Annotated in this window: 15 protein-coding genes; 10 read left to right on the top strand and 5 right to left on the bottom strand. The window is 42.3% G+C overall.

What is annotated here, in order from left to right; all coding sequences use genetic code 11:
• Window positions 1-96: 96 nt before the first annotated feature.
• From NXV01_RS21450 to NXV01_RS21435, 4 genes are all read right to left on the bottom strand, one after another.
• Window positions 97-747: a DUF452 family protein gene (locus NXV01_RS21450; RefSeq protein WP_217721076.1), complete on the bottom strand. Its 651-nt coding sequence runs from the start codon at window positions 745-747 to the stop codon at window positions 97-99.
• Window positions 744-1,898 (bottom strand): 8-amino-7-oxononanoate synthase, encoded by a 1,155-nt coding sequence (locus NXV01_RS21445; protein WP_259023202.1) that lies wholly within the window; start codon window positions 1,896-1,898, stop codon window positions 744-746. Before NXV01_RS21445 ends, NXV01_RS21450 begins: the two co-directional genes overlap by 4 nt.
• 221 nt (window positions 1,899-2,119) lie before the next feature.
• On the bottom strand, window positions 2,120-4,534 hold the full coding sequence (bioA, locus tag NXV01_RS21440) for an adenosylmethionine--8-amino-7-oxononanoate transaminase (RefSeq protein ID WP_217721075.1): 2,415 nt from the start codon (window positions 4,532-4,534) through the stop codon (window positions 2,120-2,122).
• A 91-nt stretch (window positions 4,535-4,625) separates the two neighbouring features.
• Window positions 4,626-5,735 carry a DUF4421 domain-containing protein gene (locus tag NXV01_RS21435; protein ID WP_259023470.1) on the bottom strand — a complete coding sequence of 370 codons (1,110 nt, stop codon included), beginning with the start codon at window positions 5,733-5,735 and terminating at the stop codon, window positions 4,626-4,628.
• A gap of 157 nt (window positions 5,736-5,892) precedes the next feature.
• Here NXV01_RS21435 and NXV01_RS21430 point away from each other — a divergent pair, with 157 nt between their 5' ends.
• From NXV01_RS21430 to NXV01_RS21410, 5 genes are all read left to right on the top strand, one after another.
• Complete coding sequence (locus NXV01_RS21430; protein WP_258981238.1) at window positions 5,893-9,021, top strand: TonB-dependent receptor; 3,129 nt, start codon at window positions 5,893-5,895, stop codon at window positions 9,019-9,021.
• A gap of 14 nt (window positions 9,022-9,035) precedes the next feature.
• Window positions 9,036-10,517, top strand: coding sequence for a RagB/SusD family nutrient uptake outer membrane protein (locus tag NXV01_RS21425; RefSeq protein WP_234132883.1), 1,482 nt, complete (start codon window positions 9,036-9,038; stop codon window positions 10,515-10,517).
• A gap of 172 nt (window positions 10,518-10,689) precedes the next feature.
• Window positions 10,690-10,956 (top strand): hypothetical protein, encoded by a 267-nt coding sequence (locus tag NXV01_RS21420; RefSeq protein WP_117937562.1) that lies wholly within the window; start codon window positions 10,690-10,692, stop codon window positions 10,954-10,956.
• The gene (locus NXV01_RS21415; RefSeq protein ID WP_148364897.1) at window positions 10,947-11,273 is read left to right on the top strand and encodes a type II toxin-antitoxin system RelE/ParE family toxin; all 327 of its coding nucleotides are present in this window, start codon (window positions 10,947-10,949) and stop codon (window positions 11,271-11,273) included. Before NXV01_RS21420 ends, NXV01_RS21415 begins: the two co-directional genes overlap by 10 nt.
• Before the next feature lie 105 nt (window positions 11,274-11,378).
• On the top strand, window positions 11,379-12,176 hold the full coding sequence (locus tag NXV01_RS21410) for a hypothetical protein (RefSeq protein ID WP_148364898.1): 798 nt from the start codon (window positions 11,379-11,381) through the stop codon (window positions 12,174-12,176).
• A gap of 92 nt (window positions 12,177-12,268) precedes the next feature.
• Here NXV01_RS21410 and NXV01_RS21405 read toward each other — a convergent pair whose 3' ends face one another.
• On the bottom strand, window positions 12,269-13,474 hold the full coding sequence (locus NXV01_RS21405) for an MFS transporter (RefSeq protein ID WP_148364899.1): 1,206 nt from the start codon (window positions 13,472-13,474) through the stop codon (window positions 12,269-12,271).
• A gap of 161 nt (window positions 13,475-13,635) precedes the next feature.
• Between NXV01_RS21405 and NXV01_RS21400 the strand changes: the two genes are divergently transcribed.
• The 5 genes from NXV01_RS21400 (at window position 13,636) to uxuA (ending at window position 17,709) form a co-directional block, all read left to right on the top strand.
• On the top strand, window positions 13,636-13,881 hold the full coding sequence (locus NXV01_RS21400; protein WP_005678015.1) for a GlsB/YeaQ/YmgE family stress response membrane protein: 246 nt from the start codon (window positions 13,636-13,638) through the stop codon (window positions 13,879-13,881).
• A gap of 40 nt (window positions 13,882-13,921) precedes the next feature.
• Entirely contained in the window at window positions 13,922-14,209 is a 288-nt protein-coding gene (locus NXV01_RS21395) for a YtxH domain-containing protein (RefSeq protein WP_148364900.1), read from the top strand.
• A gap of 390 nt (window positions 14,210-14,599) precedes the next feature.
• Window positions 14,600-15,673, top strand: coding sequence for a substrate-binding domain-containing protein (locus NXV01_RS21390; protein ID WP_258981233.1), 1,074 nt, complete (start codon window positions 14,600-14,602; stop codon window positions 15,671-15,673).
• Between the two features lie 21 nt (window positions 15,674-15,694).
• A complete protein-coding gene (locus NXV01_RS21385; protein WP_148364902.1) occupies window positions 15,695-16,507 on the top strand; it encodes an SDR family oxidoreductase in 813 nt (270 codons plus the stop codon).
• A 32-nt stretch (window positions 16,508-16,539) separates the two neighbouring features.
• A complete protein-coding gene (gene uxuA / locus NXV01_RS21380; RefSeq protein ID WP_259023201.1) occupies window positions 16,540-17,709 on the top strand; it encodes a mannonate dehydratase in 1,170 nt (389 codons plus the stop codon).
• The last annotated feature ends 11 nt before the right edge of the window (window positions 17,710-17,720 follow it).

The following is a 17,720-nucleotide window of genomic DNA, read 5'->3' as shown; positions in this document are numbered from 1 at the left end:
TAATTAATTGCTAGCATCTTTTAGGCACGGATTACACGGATTTCACGGTTGCCCTAAATTATTATATGAACCAATAATGAACACATCAGTATCCGGCTACATGAGTATTGTATTAAAAAGCTTCTGTTGGTAATGTGCCGCTTCCACTTGTTCAAGAGAGTCCACTTGGTTTTCCCATGCCAAATATTGGTTATCCGGGAGGAAAATGCGGTCGCCTTTTCCTATGATAGCTTTTTGCCATTTAAAATCAGAGGGAGACAATGATAAATATTGTTGTTGTATGGCGGCAAGCTCTTCTTTGAGTTCTTCAACCGGACGCTGGGGGGATATGGTTTGAAAAGCTTTATAGTCAGCTATTGAACCACACATCCTTCTTTGAAATTTCTGCAAGGTTTGTTCGTTCAATCCTTGGAGTGTACCATCGAAAATAGAGGGAGCAATACCTTTGGTTTCGTGTATGGGATAGAGGGTACCGTTGATGGCGATACTTTGGGAAACAGGCAAATGTGGATACTGCTTTATGAGTTGAGAAGCTGCCCAGACTCCCATCGACCAGGCGATGAGTGTAATCTGGGAATAGGTTTCCAATAAACCGACATCAAATGTTAATGAACGGTAGTCATAGCAAATCATCCAGTCCTTGTCAACAGGATGAATGGTCAGGAAAGGAGTTTCGTCCATCCCCCAACCGGCGAAGAAAAGCAATAGATGCTTCTGATTATTCTTTATGATAAAATGCTGTTTCATTCGTTTATCAGTTTGATGAGTTGGTCAATTTCATGTTCTGTGATGTCCGCTGTCAGTGAGAAGCGGATCCGTGAGGTTCCGTCGGGTACGGTAGGCGGGCGGACGGGCAATGCATAGAATCCTTTGCGTTGGAGTTCTTCTGCTTTCATTATGGTATCTTCACTGGTTCCTATAATCATAGGTACAATATGGCTCACCGATGGGCAATTATATCCTTTGGCTGTAAGGGCTACCTTTAGCTTTTCGCTGATTTGTAGCAGGTGAGCCCTCTTATGTTGTAAAGCTGAAAGGTGTTCTAACACCCATGAAGTCCACTGAATATTGATAGGAGGGAGTGCGGTGGTGAATATAAACGTACGCATTTTATTGATAAGATATTCCCGAATGAGTTGTCGGCAGACGATATAAGCTCCTGCCGAAGCAATGGCTTTTCCAAATGTTCCTACCAGAAAGTCTATATCGTTGATACAGTCCTGTTCTTCAGCACATCCTAATCCCTTTTCCCCTCGTACACCAAAAGCATGAGCCTCATCTACATAAAGAAGAACATTGGAATAACTCTTTTTGAGCAGAATGAGAGCGCGAAGATCAGCTTCATCGCCATCCATGCTGAAGATACTTTCGGTAACAATAATAATCTGCTCATAAGCGTTATGATTTTCAGCAATCAGTCGTTGCAACTGGGAAATATCATTGTGACGATACCGGATACATTTAGCTGATGATAATTTAATTCCGTCTATCAGGCTTGCATGTACTAGCTTGTCAGCAAGAATCAGTGTATGAGTATTGCAAATGGCAGGAAGTATTCCTGTATTGGCATGATAACCACTGTTGAATATGAGTGCACTTTCCGTTCCGAACATGGTGGCTAGCTGTTGTTCCAGCTTCTGATAGTCACTAAAATTACCGGTCAATAACCGGGAAGAAGAGGAGGTAGGCAGGAATGTTTCGGGAGTGAGTGTCTTTAAGAATTCCTCCCTCAATGAGATGTCATTGGCCAGTCCGAGATAATCATTAGAAGATAGGTTCAACATTCGTTGTCCGTTCAGCAGAACATCTCGACCCTCGTGGATTAGCGGTGGGAGAGAACGGTAGTTCTTTTTCTCTTTCAAGGTCTGTAGTTCCTGGTTTATATACTCTAATGTCATGAATTGTTATTTTAAGTAATCAGTATTCGATATATGAATGATTGAAAGTGTAATTAGTTGCCTATAAGATGTTTATCATCAAAAGAACTATTCTGAAAGTTTCTCACCGACCAAGGCATCCTTCCTCGGTGAGGAAAGGCCCGTTCCTCACCGAGGAACACCCTTTTGCTCACCGAGGAACAGATTCTTGGGTGAAAATCCGGTAATATTCTTCTTGTCTGTCATCTTTTTTGGATAACTTTAAGTAACCCGGAAGTCAGTTTACTTAATTGTTCCGAAGTGATGATGAAAGGTGGCATCAGATATACCAGTTTGCCAAAGGGACGTACCCAGATTTTTTCTTCCACAAATCGTCGTTGCATATAGCCCATATTTACCGGACGCTTCATCTCAATGACTCCGATAGCTCCGAGTATTCGTACATCAGCCACTTCCGGAAATCCCCGTGCAGGTGCCAGTTCTTCTTTCAGTTGGGTTTCGATTCGCTTCACATTCTCTTGCCAACCGGATTCGAGTAATAGGCGGACGGAGGCGCAAGCCACTGCACACGCGAGTGGATTCCCCATAAATGTAGGTCCGTGCATAAAAGCTCCCGGCGCGTGGTTGGAGATGGTATCTGCTATCCGGTTACTGGTCAATACAGCAGAAAGTGTCATATATCCTCCGGTCAGTGCTTTGCCGATGCACATGATATCCGGTTCTACTCCGGCGTGTTCCCACGCAAAAAGTTTGCCGGTACGTCCGAATCCCGTTGCTATTTCATCGAAGATAAGAAGAATATCGTGTTTCCGGCAAAGCTTTTCAGCTTCACGCAGGTACTGCGGATGATAAAACCACATCCCGCCTGCTCCCTGTACCACGGGTTCCAGGATAAGTGCCGCCAACTCTTTTGAATGTTTTTCAATCATCTCTTGTAGAGGTCGTATATCTTCCGGATTCCATTCTCCGTCAAACCGGGAAGTGGGGGACGGAACAAAATAACGTACAGGCAATGCCGAACCGAAAAGACTGTGCATACCCGTCACCGGATCACATACAGACATGGCATTCCACGTATCACCGTGATAGCCGGAACGGATGGTCACGAAATTGTTCTTTTCCGGTTTTCCTGCTGCATACCAATATTGTACAGCCATTTTCAGTGCCACTTCTACGGCTACCGAACCGGAGTCTGCATAAAATATTTTCTGCATGGAGGAAGGAACCAAAGGCAATAACAGTTTCCCTAGTTCAATAGCCGGATCGTGCGTCAATCCCCCGAACATGACATGGGACATTTGATCTAATTGTTCTTTTGCCGCCTGATTCAATACCGGATGATTATATCCATGCACTGCACACCACCAGGAAGACATTCCGTCAATGAGCGTTCGTCCGTCTTCGAGGGTAATGGTAACACCGTCTGCCCGTTTCACTTTGTAGACAGGAAGCGGATCGGTAGTCGATGTGTACGGATGCCAGATATGTTCGCGATCAAATTGGGAACCGGCAAAATGATAGCCTTCTTCCTGAATCATCTTTTTATCTTCTGATACTTTGGAGCCGAGTGTTGTCAATAGGTCACCTACGATAGCCGAGTTAATTCCGATATATAATGCCTTGTGCATCGCTTCGGAAGAAAGTTGTGAACGTCCTCCGGCAAAACGCAGAAAAGCGGTCGGATTGATGAAACGAAAGAGTGCGATGGTTTTAAGTATTTCTTCTTCGCTTAAAGGCTGCTCGTTTTCCAGTGGAGTGCCCGGAATCGGGCTAAGCAGGTTGATAGGTATGGATTGAACATTCAGTTCTGCCAGTGTGAAAGCGAATTCAATCCGTTGTTCCATCGTTTCTCCCATGCCGATGATACCTCCGCAACAGATATCCATGCCTACACGACGGGCTGCATCGAGGGTAGCCAGTTTCTGTTCTTGCGTATGCGTAGAGCAGAGTTTGGAAAAATGAGACGGGGCAGTTTCCAGATTACAGTGATAACGGGTGATCCCGGCTTCATGCAGGGAACGCAATTCCTCTTCATTGAGCAGTCCTAGAGAAGCACAAAGTTGAATCGACGAATGTCGACGCATATAGTGGACTGTATCGCAAAGTTGGGTAATCTGTTTGGGAGATGGTTTTCGTCCGCTGGTAACGAGGGAAAATCGGTTGACGTCCTGGGCTTCATTGTATTGGGCCTGTCGAAGACATTCTTCAGCGGGAAGGAGATCGTAAATCTCGGCTTTGGTTTGGTAGTGGGAGGATTGTGCACACCATTTACAGTTTTCCGGACATCGGCCGGACTTGGCGTTGATGATGGAACACATGTCGAACTCGTGCGAAGCACGTGCGACGGTAATCTCATGTGCGGCGGCATAAAGCGCCTCGCTGTTAGCCATATTGGCTAGCCAAGCAGCTTGGTCGGGTGATATGTCGATACCCGCCAACACTTGGTCTTTGATTTCTTGAAGTGTCATAAATGTATGATAAGGGATAGTTTGTGCAGCATTCTGCTTACGAAGAGCAACGTCCACTACATTGGTATGCAGATGACCGATCTGGAATTCGCGTCCCATACTTGCAAAGGCAGCATAGTTCTTTCTTCCCCAGTAGCGAAAGCGGGAAAGAAGAGTGCGTGTGGTCTGTATGTGGCGTTGTTGCTTCATTGATTTTTTACTTTTGCTCGTTAGAACGTGGCAAATGTACAAAGATTCTTTGGATTAGCAAACAAGTTGATGATTTCTAGTTTCTGTGGTATTATTTCTTTTTCCTGTATTCTTTGCGGGTGTTGAAGTTGAATCCGGCATATATTTGGAGAGTACCGAATCCATTGTCTACAGAGAAATTGTTACGATGATAATTGTAGTTTTTTCCAACAAAGGAAGTACCTATGTAATATTTCCCGGTGTTGTAGACAATCCCTGCGCGAAGCAGAAAATCCAGATTGAATTTACCGTACCACGCTTTTGCCTCATTCGTTTCTGCGTCCACATCGGAAGCTTTGTAGGCAATGGCAGGAGTGAGAGACAGACACGCCAGGCAGTTGCGGGCAAAGACCCAATTGTAGGCATAGCCGAAACTGATGTTGGCATTGGTGTATTTAATATCTTTGACTTTCATGGCAGGATTCATCGCCTCCTGGATAAATCCCGGAAGTGCTGTATAATCGAAGTCGAGATGATGCTTTGAAATGGAAAAACCTGCAATAAATGTACCTGCATTGCGTCGTTGATTGGTGGACTGACTGAATGCGGCAGGGTAGGAGAATTTACGGTTATTGAAGATATAATATAGGTTCAGTCCTTTGATATCTACCTTTATTCCGCTGAAATCTTCGGAATAGTTGGAGGGTATATCGTCTGAAAATCCTCTGATTTTGTGTATCTTGTAATTATTACCGGTGCGGCGATAGAAGATGTCCACGCCTAATTTGGAACTGTATAAGCTAAGATCGAACTCTGTTCCCCTGTTCTTTCGGGTGCCTTTTTTGAAAATATCGTTCACATCTACAGACCATCCCAGGAAAATCCATCGCCAGCCGAAATACAATCCTATCTTGTTGTGCGGGTTGGGAGAAAAACTAAGTTTCTGTGGCTGCGGTAATTCACTGGTGATAGAATAATACTCAAAGTTACTGAAATGAGTAACCATCAGCGCATAGTTATAACGGTTAGGACTGATATAGAGCGTATCGAAATCACTGAAGTTCATAAACTTCTTGATCGCTCTTTTAAAAGCACTTGGCTTGGCGGTTGATGTGGAATCTACTTCTGTACTATCGTTGCCCAAAGAGACTTTCTCTTCAGTCTGTGCCTGTAAGGACAGTGAAAATAACAGAAAAAGATATAGAATAACCCGTTTCCCCATGTGGTTCTTTGTTGGTATAGATATTTTTTGTTTCACGAATGTACTACCTTTCGTTGATTTATACTAGCAATCCTCTAAAAAATGTTTCGTTTCCTAAACAAAAAAGTTCAATGTACTGTTAGTTACAACAAGCAAATAAATCTTAAGCCACAAAATTATGAGAATCTATTTACGTTTATTAGTCGTGTCTCTTCTGCTTTTTGCAGGAAATATAGTATATGCGGAAGCACAGCAGGAGAAACGCGTGACAGGCACGGTGACTTCTGAAGGAGAACCTTTGCCTGGTGTCTCCGTACAATTGAAAGGAGCATCTTCCGGCACCATTACCGATATGGATGGAAAGTATTCGATTGAGATTCCTGCTACCGGCACTTTAGTGTTCCGTTTTGTAGGAATGAGAACGGTAGAACAACCGGTGAATAACCGGAGTGTGATTAATGTTACGCTGGAATCGGAAAGTAAGGAACTGGAAGAAGTAATGGTAGTAGCTTATGCTACCGCTAAAAAGTATAGTTTTACCGGAGCAGCTTCGACGATGAAAGCAGGTGAGATTGAAAAGTTACAGACTTCCAGCATATCACGTGTATTGGAGGGTACGGTATCCGGAGTACAGGCGAGTGCGGCAAGCGGCCAGCCGGGTACGGATGCGGAAATCCGTATTCGTGGTATCGGATCTATCAACGCTTCCAGCGCTCCGCTTTATGTAGTGGACGGTGTCCCGTTCGATGGTAGTGTGAACTCTATCAATCCGGATGACATATCTTCGATGACAGTATTGAAAGATGCGGCCTCTGCTGCTTTGTATGGTTCCCGTGGTGCAAACGGTGTGATTATTATCACCACCAAACAGGGAGATCAGAATACCAAAGCAACAGTAAAGGTAAAAGCTTCGTTAGGAGGTTCCAACCGTGCCGTACGCGATTATGATCGTGTCAGTACCGACCAATACTTCGAATTATATTGGGAAGCACTTCGCAATCAGTACGCTAAGAGTGCGGATTATACTCCGGCAACTGCCGCGACGCAAGCATCCAAAGACTTGGTAACGAAATTGATGGGAGGTGGTCCGAACCCCTATGGCCCTCAATATGCGCAACCGGTCGGTACAGATGGAAAGCTGGTGGCAGGCGCCCGTCCGTTATGGAATTCTGACTGGAGTGACGCCATGGAGCAACAGGCACTTCGCACAGAGTTAAATCTAAGTGTTTCCGGAGGTGGAAAAGCGAATCAGTATTTCTTTTCTGCCGGATACCTGAATGATAAAGGTATTGCACTCGAATCCGGTTACCAGCGTTTTAATCTTCGTTCCAATATCACCAGCGAGATGACTTCCTGGTTGAAGGGAGGCGTCAACTTGAGTTTCGCACATTCCATGCAGAATTATCCGGTTTCTTCCGACTCCAAAACCAGTAATGTGATTACCGCAGGACGTACCATGCCGGGATTTTATCCCATTTATGAAATGAATACGGATGGTAGCTACAAATTGGATGAGAGTGGAGACCGTATTTATGACTTCGGTTCCTATCGTCCTTCCGGTTCGATGGCAAACTGGAACCTTCCGGCTACTTTGCCTTTGGATAAATCGGAACGAATGAAAGATGAAGTCTCCGGCCGTACTTTTCTGGAAGCTACAATTATTGAAGGACTGAAATTCAAGACAAGTTTCAACTTCGACTTGATCAATTATAATACGTTGGATTATACGAACCCGAAGTTAGGTCCGGCTAAAGAAAACGGAGGCGGCGTCAGCCGGATGAATACCCGTACTTTCTCCTGGACGTGGAATAATATCGCTACGTATGACAAGACAATCGGTGAACATCATTTTAATGTCCTTGCCGGTGTGGAAGCCTATTCTTACCGTTACGATGAACTGACAGCATCACGTTCTAAGATGGCACAGCCTGATATGCCGGAATTGGTAGTCGGCTCACAGCTGACCGGAGGTTCGGGATATCGTATCGACTATGCATTGGTGGGTTATCTGACTCAAGCGTTATATGATTATCAGAATAAATATTTCTTCTCGGCATCTTATCGTCGCGACGGTTCTTCACGTTTTGCGCCCGAAACCCGCTGGGGAAATTTCTGGTCGCTGGGTACTTCCTGGCGTATCGACCGGGAAGAGTTTATGGCAAGCACTTCCGACTGGTTGTCTGCCTTAACTTTGAAAATGAGCTATGGTGCACAAGGAAACGATAACCTGGGTACGTATTATGCGAGTAAAGGACTTTATACCATTGTTTCCAATCTGGGAGAAAATGCGTTAGTGTCCGATCGTATGGCGACCCCGAACCTGAAATGGGAAACGAACCTCAACTTTAATGTAGGTATCGACTTCTCCCTGTTCAATAACCGTTTTTCCGGTTCGTTTGACTTCTTTACCCGTCGTTCGAAAGATTTGCTTTACTCACGTCCGATAGCTCCTTCCCTGGGATATGGTTCTATTGACGAGAATGTAGGAGCCTTGAAGAATACAGGTATAGAAATGGTGTTGAACGGAACGATTATCAATCAGAATGGTTGGGTATGGAAACTGGGGATGAATCTGACACATTATAAGAATAAGGTGACGGATCTTCCTTTGAAAGATATGCCGCAAAGTGGAGTGAACAAGTTGCAGGTAGGCCGTTCTGTTTATGATTTCTATATGATAGAGTGGGCGGGAGTAGATCCGGAGAACGGAGATCCGTTGTGGTATATGGATGAAGAAGATGAAAATCACAATCCGACCGGAAAACGTGTCACAACAAACGATTACGGTTCGGCTGACTATTATTACGTCAATAAATCGTCTCTTCCGAAGGTGTATGGTGGATTCAATACCTCTCTTTCCTGGAAAGGATTTGATCTTTCTGCCATCTTTGCTTATAGTATCGGTGGATATATCTACAATCGTGATATTACAATGATTTTGCACAACGGAAGTCTGGAAGGACGCGACTGGTCGACGGAGATTCTAAAAAGATGGACTCCCGACAATCGTAATACAGATGTTCCTGCTTTGAGTACTACCACTAATAACTGGAACTCGGCTTCTACCCGTTTCTTGCAGAATAATTCGTATATGCGATTGAAAAATCTGACTCTTTCCTATAACTTACCCAAACAATGGATTAGTAAGTTGGCATTGAGCAGTGTGCAGGTATATGTACAAGGAGATAATCTGTTTACCATTCACCGGAATCAGGGACTAGACCCTGAACAGGGAATTACCGGTATCACTTATTACCGCTATCCGGCTATGCGAACGATCTCCGGAGGTATCAACGTTTCTTTCTAAATTCAGACTAAATTATGAGAAAAATAAAAATTAAATCCATTCTTGCCGCAGTTGCCGGACTTTTCTTGGCAACGAGTTGTAGCAGCAGTTTTCTGGATACGGACCCTACGGATGCGGTAAGTTCAGAAAAAGTACCTGTGCCCGAAAATGCGGAGGCACTTGTGAATGGTGCCTGGTATAATCTGTTTGATTATTCAAGTACCTATGCCAATATCGGTTATCGGGCACTTCAGTGTCTGGACGACATGATGGCAAGTGATGTTGTTTCCCGTCCGAAATACGGTTTCAACTCTTCGTATCAGTTTAACGATATAGCGTTGCCTTCAAACAATAGAACAGAGTTTGCTTGGTATCTGATATATAAAACGATCGATAACTGTAATACTGCCATTTCCATCCAGGGAGATTCGGAGGAACTACGGCAAGCGCAGGGACAGGCATTGGCATTACGTGCTTTCTGTTATTTACACTTGGTACAGCATTATCAATTTACTTACTTGAAAGATAAAGATGCTCCGTGCGTTCCTATATATACCGAACCGAGTAATAGTTCGACAGTTCCGAAAGGAAAATCAACGGTGGCACAAGTCTATCAGCGTATTTTTGATGATCTGAATCTGGCACAGGATTATTTGAAGAACTATGTCCGGAGTGGTGATAATCAGAAATTCAAACCGAATGTTGCCGTAGTGGATGGCCTCTTGGCTCGTGCTTATCTGTTGACAGGGCAGTGGGAAGAAGCAGCGAAAGCAGCTGAAGCTGCACGTACAGGATATGCGTTGATGACAACTACGGCCGAGTATGAAGGCTTTAATAATATTTCCAATAAAGAATGGATATGGGGATTCCCTCAAATACCTTCCCAGTCGGATGCCAGCTACAACTTTTATTATCTGGATGCAACATACGTCGGAGCTTATAGTAGTTTTATGGCCGATCCTCATCTAAAAGATACCTTTACCGAAGGTGACATTCGTCTGCCTTTGTTTCAGTGGATGCGTGAAGGGTATCTGGGATATAAGAAATTCCACATGCGTGCAGACGACACAGCTGATCTGGTCTTGATGCGTGCTTCTGAAATGTATTTGATAGAAGCGGAGGCGAAAGTTCGTGATGGAGTGGCTTTGAATCAGGCTGTCATTCCGTTGAATACGTTGCGCAATGCCCGTGGAGTGGGAGATTATGACGTGACAGGGAAATCGCAGGAAGATGTTCTTAATGAGATTCTGATGGAACGCCGCCGCGAACTTTGGGGAGAGGGATTCGGTATTACAGATGTACTCCGTACACAGGGTTCCGTAGTACGTACTGCTTTATCTGATGAAATGCAGAAGACAGAAGTCGATTGCTGGCAGGAGGGTGGTAGCTTTGAAAAACGAAATCCTTTGGGACATTGGTTCCTTAACTTTCCGAACGGTAAACCGTTTACAGTAAATAGCACCTATTATTTATATGCTATCCCCCAGAAAGAAATAAACGCTAACCCTAACATATAAATAGCTCTCTTAATTTTTTGACTTTGACCTTAACTTGTAGACCGGTATACGTCGTGACGATGCATACCGGTCGTTTTCTTTCTTCTGTTAAGTATGTTAATAGAATAGAGTTTCGTAGGTTATGTAACTGTTTTATTGTAACTTTGTATAATAAAGAAAGGAGATAATTAATATGTCTACAATGGAACTTAGGGCTTCACTTCTTAAAGAGGTGGCTGCTATTATTGCTGATGATGATCTGACGGCTGAAGCTTTAAAAGCCTTAAAAGCTTTGCGTCGCAAATCGCGTGTTGCGCGTAAAGAGCAGGAAGCGGAATCTCCCTGCAAAGATGAAATAGAATGTATAAAGAAACGTGCAGAAAGTGCTTTAGTACGCTATAAACAAGGAGAATATGCTTCGCAGGATGAGATGTTGAAGCGTACGGAACGATGGAAATAGTATGGGATTACGAGGCATTGGATGACTTAGAGGTCATCCTTTGTTATATTGAAACCCAGTTTTCGATGAAAGAGGCTCGCCTTTTCAGACAACAAGTTGTACATGTTATTCGGAATTTATGTGAGTTTCCATTTCTTGGAAAAGTAGAGCCTTTGCTGGAGGATTTTGAAGAGATGGAATTACGCTCTATTCCTGTTGATAGACTATGCAAACTTGTGTATGCAGTTATGAGTGATCGTGTTTTTATTATCGCCCTTTGGGATACTCGTCGTAATCCCAAAACTTTAGAACATGAGGCTAAAGGAAGACTTCGTTAATAATTAGAATAAATAATATAGTGACTTATTGGAATACCGTATGGTGAATATTAGTATTTTTGTAGGATAATTATTACTCACACTCACAAATTAACAAATTAAAGTATGAAAACTAGACTTTTATTTTTATTGTTGTTCATTGGCTTAGGATTAGTATCCTGTGATAACGATGATGAACGTTTCTTTCTTTATGAAATAGATGATATTTATTTCCCAGATCAACCTATTAGTGATATAGTAATGGAGATAACTGATGGTGCTGCTGTAGGAATGACAGGTGGGGTAGCTCCTTATACTGTAGAAACTGGTGATGAAGAGATAGCAAAAGCTAAGATTCAGGAAGAATATGGTTATGTGATGATAGCTCCCGTTCAATTGGGAACAACATTTCTTGTAGTGAAAGATGCGAATGGACTGACTGCTAAAATTGATGTAAAGATAATCAAAGGTACGAAATCGTTTACTACAAAGAAAGTAAGTGTAAAAGTCGAAGGACTTGAGGGTGATGAGAAAGTAGATTTAGAAAATCAAGTTATTGCAAGCTCGGATATGCATGTAACTGGCGGAATTAAATTTATTTATGATACAAAAGATAGTGGTACGCTTACTGTAATTCCTTCAAAGGATGATATATCTAACATTATTACTGCTTCTTTTACCAGAGAGATAAGGCAAACGGATGAAAAGACATTTACTTCTTTTATTTATGTGAATTATAATGATATAGACCATGTGCTTTATTTCACCTCTCCGGAAAAAACTCCATCAGAAGATGATGCTACTCGCGCTCTTGGCCCACTGTATTGTTGGTTAGTAGAAGATGTAACGAAAATATATAATAAAACATATCCCAATGTCACTTCTGTGAAACGTATCTATGAAGGGCAATCAAGTAGATATTGAAGCTAAAAATGTGAAGACGAGTTCAGATTATAAATAATATAAATCGCCCCACTATAATCATTATAGCAGGGCGATTTTATTTATATAGATTTCTATCCAATCTTTTTCTTCTTCAAATTAGGCAAAAAGAACGTGACTAATCCCAGTAGCGGCATATAAGCACAGATATTATATACATATTCAATGCTCGTTTTATCCGCTAAATTGCCAAGTACGGCAGATGCTACACCGGCCACTCCGAAAGCAAATCCAAAGAACAAACCGGATATCAATCCAAGTTTGGTAGGAAGCAACTCCTGTGCATAAAGCAATATGGCAGGAAAAGCGGAAGAAAGCATCAATCCCACGCAGAAGCTAAGGATAATAGTCCACAGCAGATTGGCATGTGGCATTAGTAAACTGAATGGGGCAGCTCCTAAAATAGAAGCCCAAATCACGTATTTACGTCCAATTCGGTCACCTACCGGTCCGCCAATTAATGTTCCGATAGCAGTAGCTACCAGGAAGATAAATAAATATAGCTGCGAATCTTGTACGCTTACATTGAATTTATGAATCAAGTAGAAAGTATAATAACTCGTGAGACTCGCCATATAGATATATTTGGAGAAAATCAGGATCAGCAATATCGCGATTGAAAGGGCCGTTTTATCCATAGGCAAAGGAAGATGAACAGGTTTTCTGATACTGACAGTCTGTGCTTTCATCCGGTTTAGATATGATTTATACCATTTGCAAATGGGGTACATCACTCCGATAGCAGCTAAAGCCACAAATGCAAAAACGATGAGATGTTGCCTGCCATAAGGAGCCACCAACAGGGCAACCAACAAAGGACCTAATGAACCTCCGAAGTTACCACCTACCTGAAAGAGTGATTGTGCCAGTCCACGTTTTCCGCCGGAAGCAAGGAACGTGATACGGGAGGCTTCCGGATGCAGTACGGAAGAGCCAATTCCGATTAAGAATACGGAGGCTAATATCCAGTATAGATTATCAGAGAATGCTAAGTTTATCAAACCAATCAGTGTAAAGCTCATTCCGATAGGCAATGACCATGCGACGGGATGCTTATCAAAGAAAATTCCGGTAATCGGTTGAAAAACTGAAGCGGAAAGTTGATAAACTAGTGTGATAAGTCCGATTTGCGCGAAACTAAGTCCTAAATCATCTTTGAATAAAGGATAAGATGCTGATAGCACCGACTGTAAGAGATCGTTGAGGCAATGCGAAAGACTCAATGCGATTAAAATGGAAAATGTAATTTTTCCTACGGGTTGTTCCTGATTCTGTACCATAATACCTATTTACTTTTGAAGTGTTCCTGAAAAATTGGCTGCAAAGGTACGTAAACTTCCCGTTTCTCTAAGACTAAGGATTGTAAATAGTCGTTAATTCGGTTTTGTGTTATTGAACTATTCTTCATACCCACTGTTGTTAAATAAAAAAGGAGGATTATATGAGCTTTATTTGGTATATCATTATTGGTATTGTGGCTGGATTCCTCGCAGGTAAAATAATGCGCGGCGGAGGTTTTGGTCTTGTTATAAACTTATTACTTGGTATTCTTGGAGGTGTACTGGGCGGTTGGGTATTTGCCCTTTTCGGACTGGCAGCTTCAGGGCTGATCGGAAGTTTGATAACTTCCACCGTAGGAGCTATCCTTGTATTGTGGATTGCTTCCTTATTCTCGAAATCTAAATAGATATATAATTTATTTTTAATCCTAAAAACAGAACTTAATTATGGAATGTAGACATGGGAATTTCTGGATTGGACTTGGAATTGGGTCAATCCTCGGCGCAGTAGCTTATCGTCTTTCACGTACAGCAAAAGCAAAACAATTAGAAAGTGAAATTTATAATGCTATCCATCGCATAGGTCGTGATGCTGAAATAGCTGCTGCTCATGCTGAAAGAAAAGCAGTGGATCTTGGACTTAAAGCAGTAGAAACCGGTGCGGAAATTGCTGATAAAGTAGCGGAAGAAGCCGATAAAGTGGCCGGAAAAGCAAAAGATAAGTGGGGGAAATAAGCCCTCCAAAACGGGTAATCGTTTTAAATAGAATCGGTTACCTGTTTTGTTTTATATATGTATAATCTTTTATTTCTAGCCTCATCAGTCATTATCTGAATAATGTGTGCTCGAACACATATTGGTGTATATTCCCCATTATTTTCACTTCCTTCAAGAATAAAAAGCTACTTTTTTTCTGATTTCTCATCTGATAAGTGCTTTTTTCTCTATACTATCTTTACTTTTTCTTATGTTTAACAACATGTATACTTCCTGAATGTTGTAGTTAAATTGTTGATTATTAATAATATATTCTTTATTGTGTATTATGTGTGTGCGCACACACTGTTGCTTAATTCAATAATTCATTTTACTTTTGCCGATGAAAAACAAGATACTTATCAATAGATGGATAAAGAGTTTTCAAATATTCGGATTGTAGACATTGCCAAGATGGCAGGTGTCTCTGTTGGCACGGTAGATCGTGTCATCCATAATCGTGGAAGGGTATCTGAAGAAAATAGGAAAAAGGTACAGGCGATTCTGGAAATGGTACATTACCAGCCCAATCTAATGGCACGTTCATTGGCAGCCTCCAAAAAGCAATATCATCTCCTTGCAATTACTCCTTCTTTTGTTCAGGGAGAGTATTGGGAAGCTATTTCCGAAGGTATAGATAAAGCGGCGTCGGAAATGGAATCGTATAACATCACCATTACCAAACTCTTTTTCGATCAATATAATAACAAGACTTTTGATGATATCATCCGCAATCTGCTGCATGAGAAAGTGGATGGGGTACTGATTGCGACTCTGTTTACGGATTCTGTTATCCGGCTTTCGCAGGAACTTGACAGGAATGAAATACCTTATGTATATGTTGACTCCAACATTGGAGGGCAACATCAACTGGCTTATTTCGGAACGGAGTCTTATGATGCCGGAGTGATTGCTGCCAGATTATTGATGGACCGGCTTTCTTCGTCTTCCGATATATTGATGGCGCGAATTATTCATAGTGGGAAGAATGACTCAAATCAGGGAAAGAACAGGCGGGAAGGTTTTTGCCATTATCTCACGCAAACAGGATTCAATGGAAATCTGCACGAAGTGGAACTGAAAATAAATGATTCAGTGTATAACTTCATGAAGCTGGATGAAATCTTTGAAGCTAATCCAAACATAAATGGGGCTGTTATTTTTAATTCAACTTGCTATATCTTAGGGAATTATCTGAAAGCGAGAGGAATGCAGTCTGTCAAACTGGTTGGTTATGACCTTATCGGGAGAAATACACAGTTACTTTCCGAAGGTGTGATAACCGCATTGATTGCACAGCGTCCGGAGCGTCAGGGATATGAGGGTGTTAAATCATTGTGCAATCATCTGTTATTCAAACAGAACAGTGAAAAGGTGAATTTGATGCCTATCGATATTCTCCTTAAAGAGAATCTGAAATATTATCTGAACAATAAATTATAAACATATAAATTTGTAAGAACCATGAATGAATTATTTAACGTAAAAGGCAAAGTAGTTGTTATCACCGGTGGAGCTGGTATTTTAGGTAAGGGTATTGCTGCGTATCTCGCAAAGGAAGGTGCAAAAGTGGTTGTGCTCGACAGAAGTGAAGAGGCAGGAAAAGCATTGGTAGACAGTATCAAAGCCGAAGGAAATGAAGCCATGTTCCTTTACACGGATGTGATGGATAAGGAAGTGCTGGAAGGTAACAAAGTAGAAATCATGAAGGCTTATGGCCGTATTGATGTATTATTGAACGCTGCCGGAGGTAACATGGCAGGTGCAACTATCGCTCCGGATAAGACTTTCTTCGATTTGCAGATTGATGCATTCAAGAAAGTGGTGGATCTGAACCTTTTCGGTACAGTATTGCCTACAATGGTATTTGCAGAAATTATGGTGGAACAGAAGAAAGGTTCTATTGTAAACTTCTGTTCAGAATCGGCTCTTCGTCCATTGACCCGTGTGGTAGGTTATGGTGCGGCAAAAGCAGCCATTGCCAACTTTACTAAATATATGGCCGGTGAACTGGCTTTGAAATTCGGTAACGGTCTGCGTGTAAATGCCATCGCTCCGGGATTCTTCCTGACCGATCAGAACCGTACGCTATTGACTAATCCGGATGGTTCTCTGACTGACCGTTCAAAGACCATTCTCGCTCATACTCCATTCAACCGTTTCGGTGAACCGGAAGACCTTTATGGAACAATCCATTATCTGATTAGCGATGCTTCTAACTTCGTAACAGGTACAGTAGCTGTTATCGACGGTGGATTTGATGCATTCTCAATTTAATACTTAATACTTTATACTTAATACTTATCATTATGTATTTATGTGAACAAACTTGGCGCTGGTATGGTCCTAACGACCCGGTTAGCTTGTGGGATATTAAGCAGGCAGGCGCTACAGGTATAGTAAATGCTCTTCATCACATTCCAAATGGTGAAGTGTGGACAGTAGAAGAGATCATGAAGCGTAAGCAAATGATTGAGGAAGTGGGTCTGACATGGTCTGTGGTAGAAAGTGTACCTGTACACGAACATATCAAGACGCAGACGGGTGACTTCATGAAATATATTGAAAACTATAAGGAAAGCATCCGTAATCTGGCGAAGTGTGGCGTAATGGTAGTTACTTATAACTTCATGCCTGTATTGGACTGGACCCGTACAGACCTTGCCTATACAATGCCGGATGGCTCTAAAGCACTCCGTTTTGAAAAGGCAGCTTTTGTAGCTTTCGACCTTTTCATCTTGAAACGTCCGAATGCTGAAAAAGACTACACTCCGGAAGAAATTGCCAAAGCGAAAGCCCGTTTCGAGCAAATGAGCGAAGACGACAAGAATTTGTTGGTTCGTAACATGATTGCCGGACTTCCGGGATCGGAAGAAAGCTTTACTGTAGAACAATTCCAGGAGGCATTGGACCGTTATAATGATATCGATGCCGAGAAGCTTCGTTCCAACTTGATTTTCTTCTTGAAAGAAATAGCTCCTGTTGCCGATGAAGTAGGAGTAAAACTAGTGATTCATCCGGACGATCCTCCTTATACTATCTTGGGCTTGCCACGCATTTTGAGTACGGAAGAAGATTTCAGAAAATTGATTGAAGCCGTACCTAATGAATCTAACGGCCTTTGCTTGTGTACAGGCTCTTTCGGTGTACGTGCTGACAATGACCTTGCCGGTATGATGGAACGTTTCGGCGACCGTGTCAACTTCGTACATTTGCGTAGTACGCAGCGTGACGAAGAAGGAAACTTTTACGAAGCCAATCATCTGGAAGGGAATGTAGATATGTACAGTGTAATGAAAGCTCTTATTCTTTTGCAACAACGTCGCAAATGCTCTATCGCTATGCGTCCTGACCACGGTCATCAGATGATTGATGACTTGAAGAAGAAAACCAATCCGGGATATTCTTGTCTGGGCCGTCTTCGCGGATTGGCAGAACTTCGTGGATTGGAAATGGGTATTGCAAAATCTATTCTATAAGTAGAAATATA

The organism is Bacteroides sp. BFG-606, from assembly GCF_024788145.1.
GTDB classification, from domain to species: Bacteria; Bacteroidota; Bacteroidia; order Bacteroidales; family Bacteroidaceae; genus Bacteroides; species Bacteroides vicugnae.
Note: the sequence above shows the minus strand (reverse complement) of the source record. Positions and strands in the feature narration are given on the sequence as shown.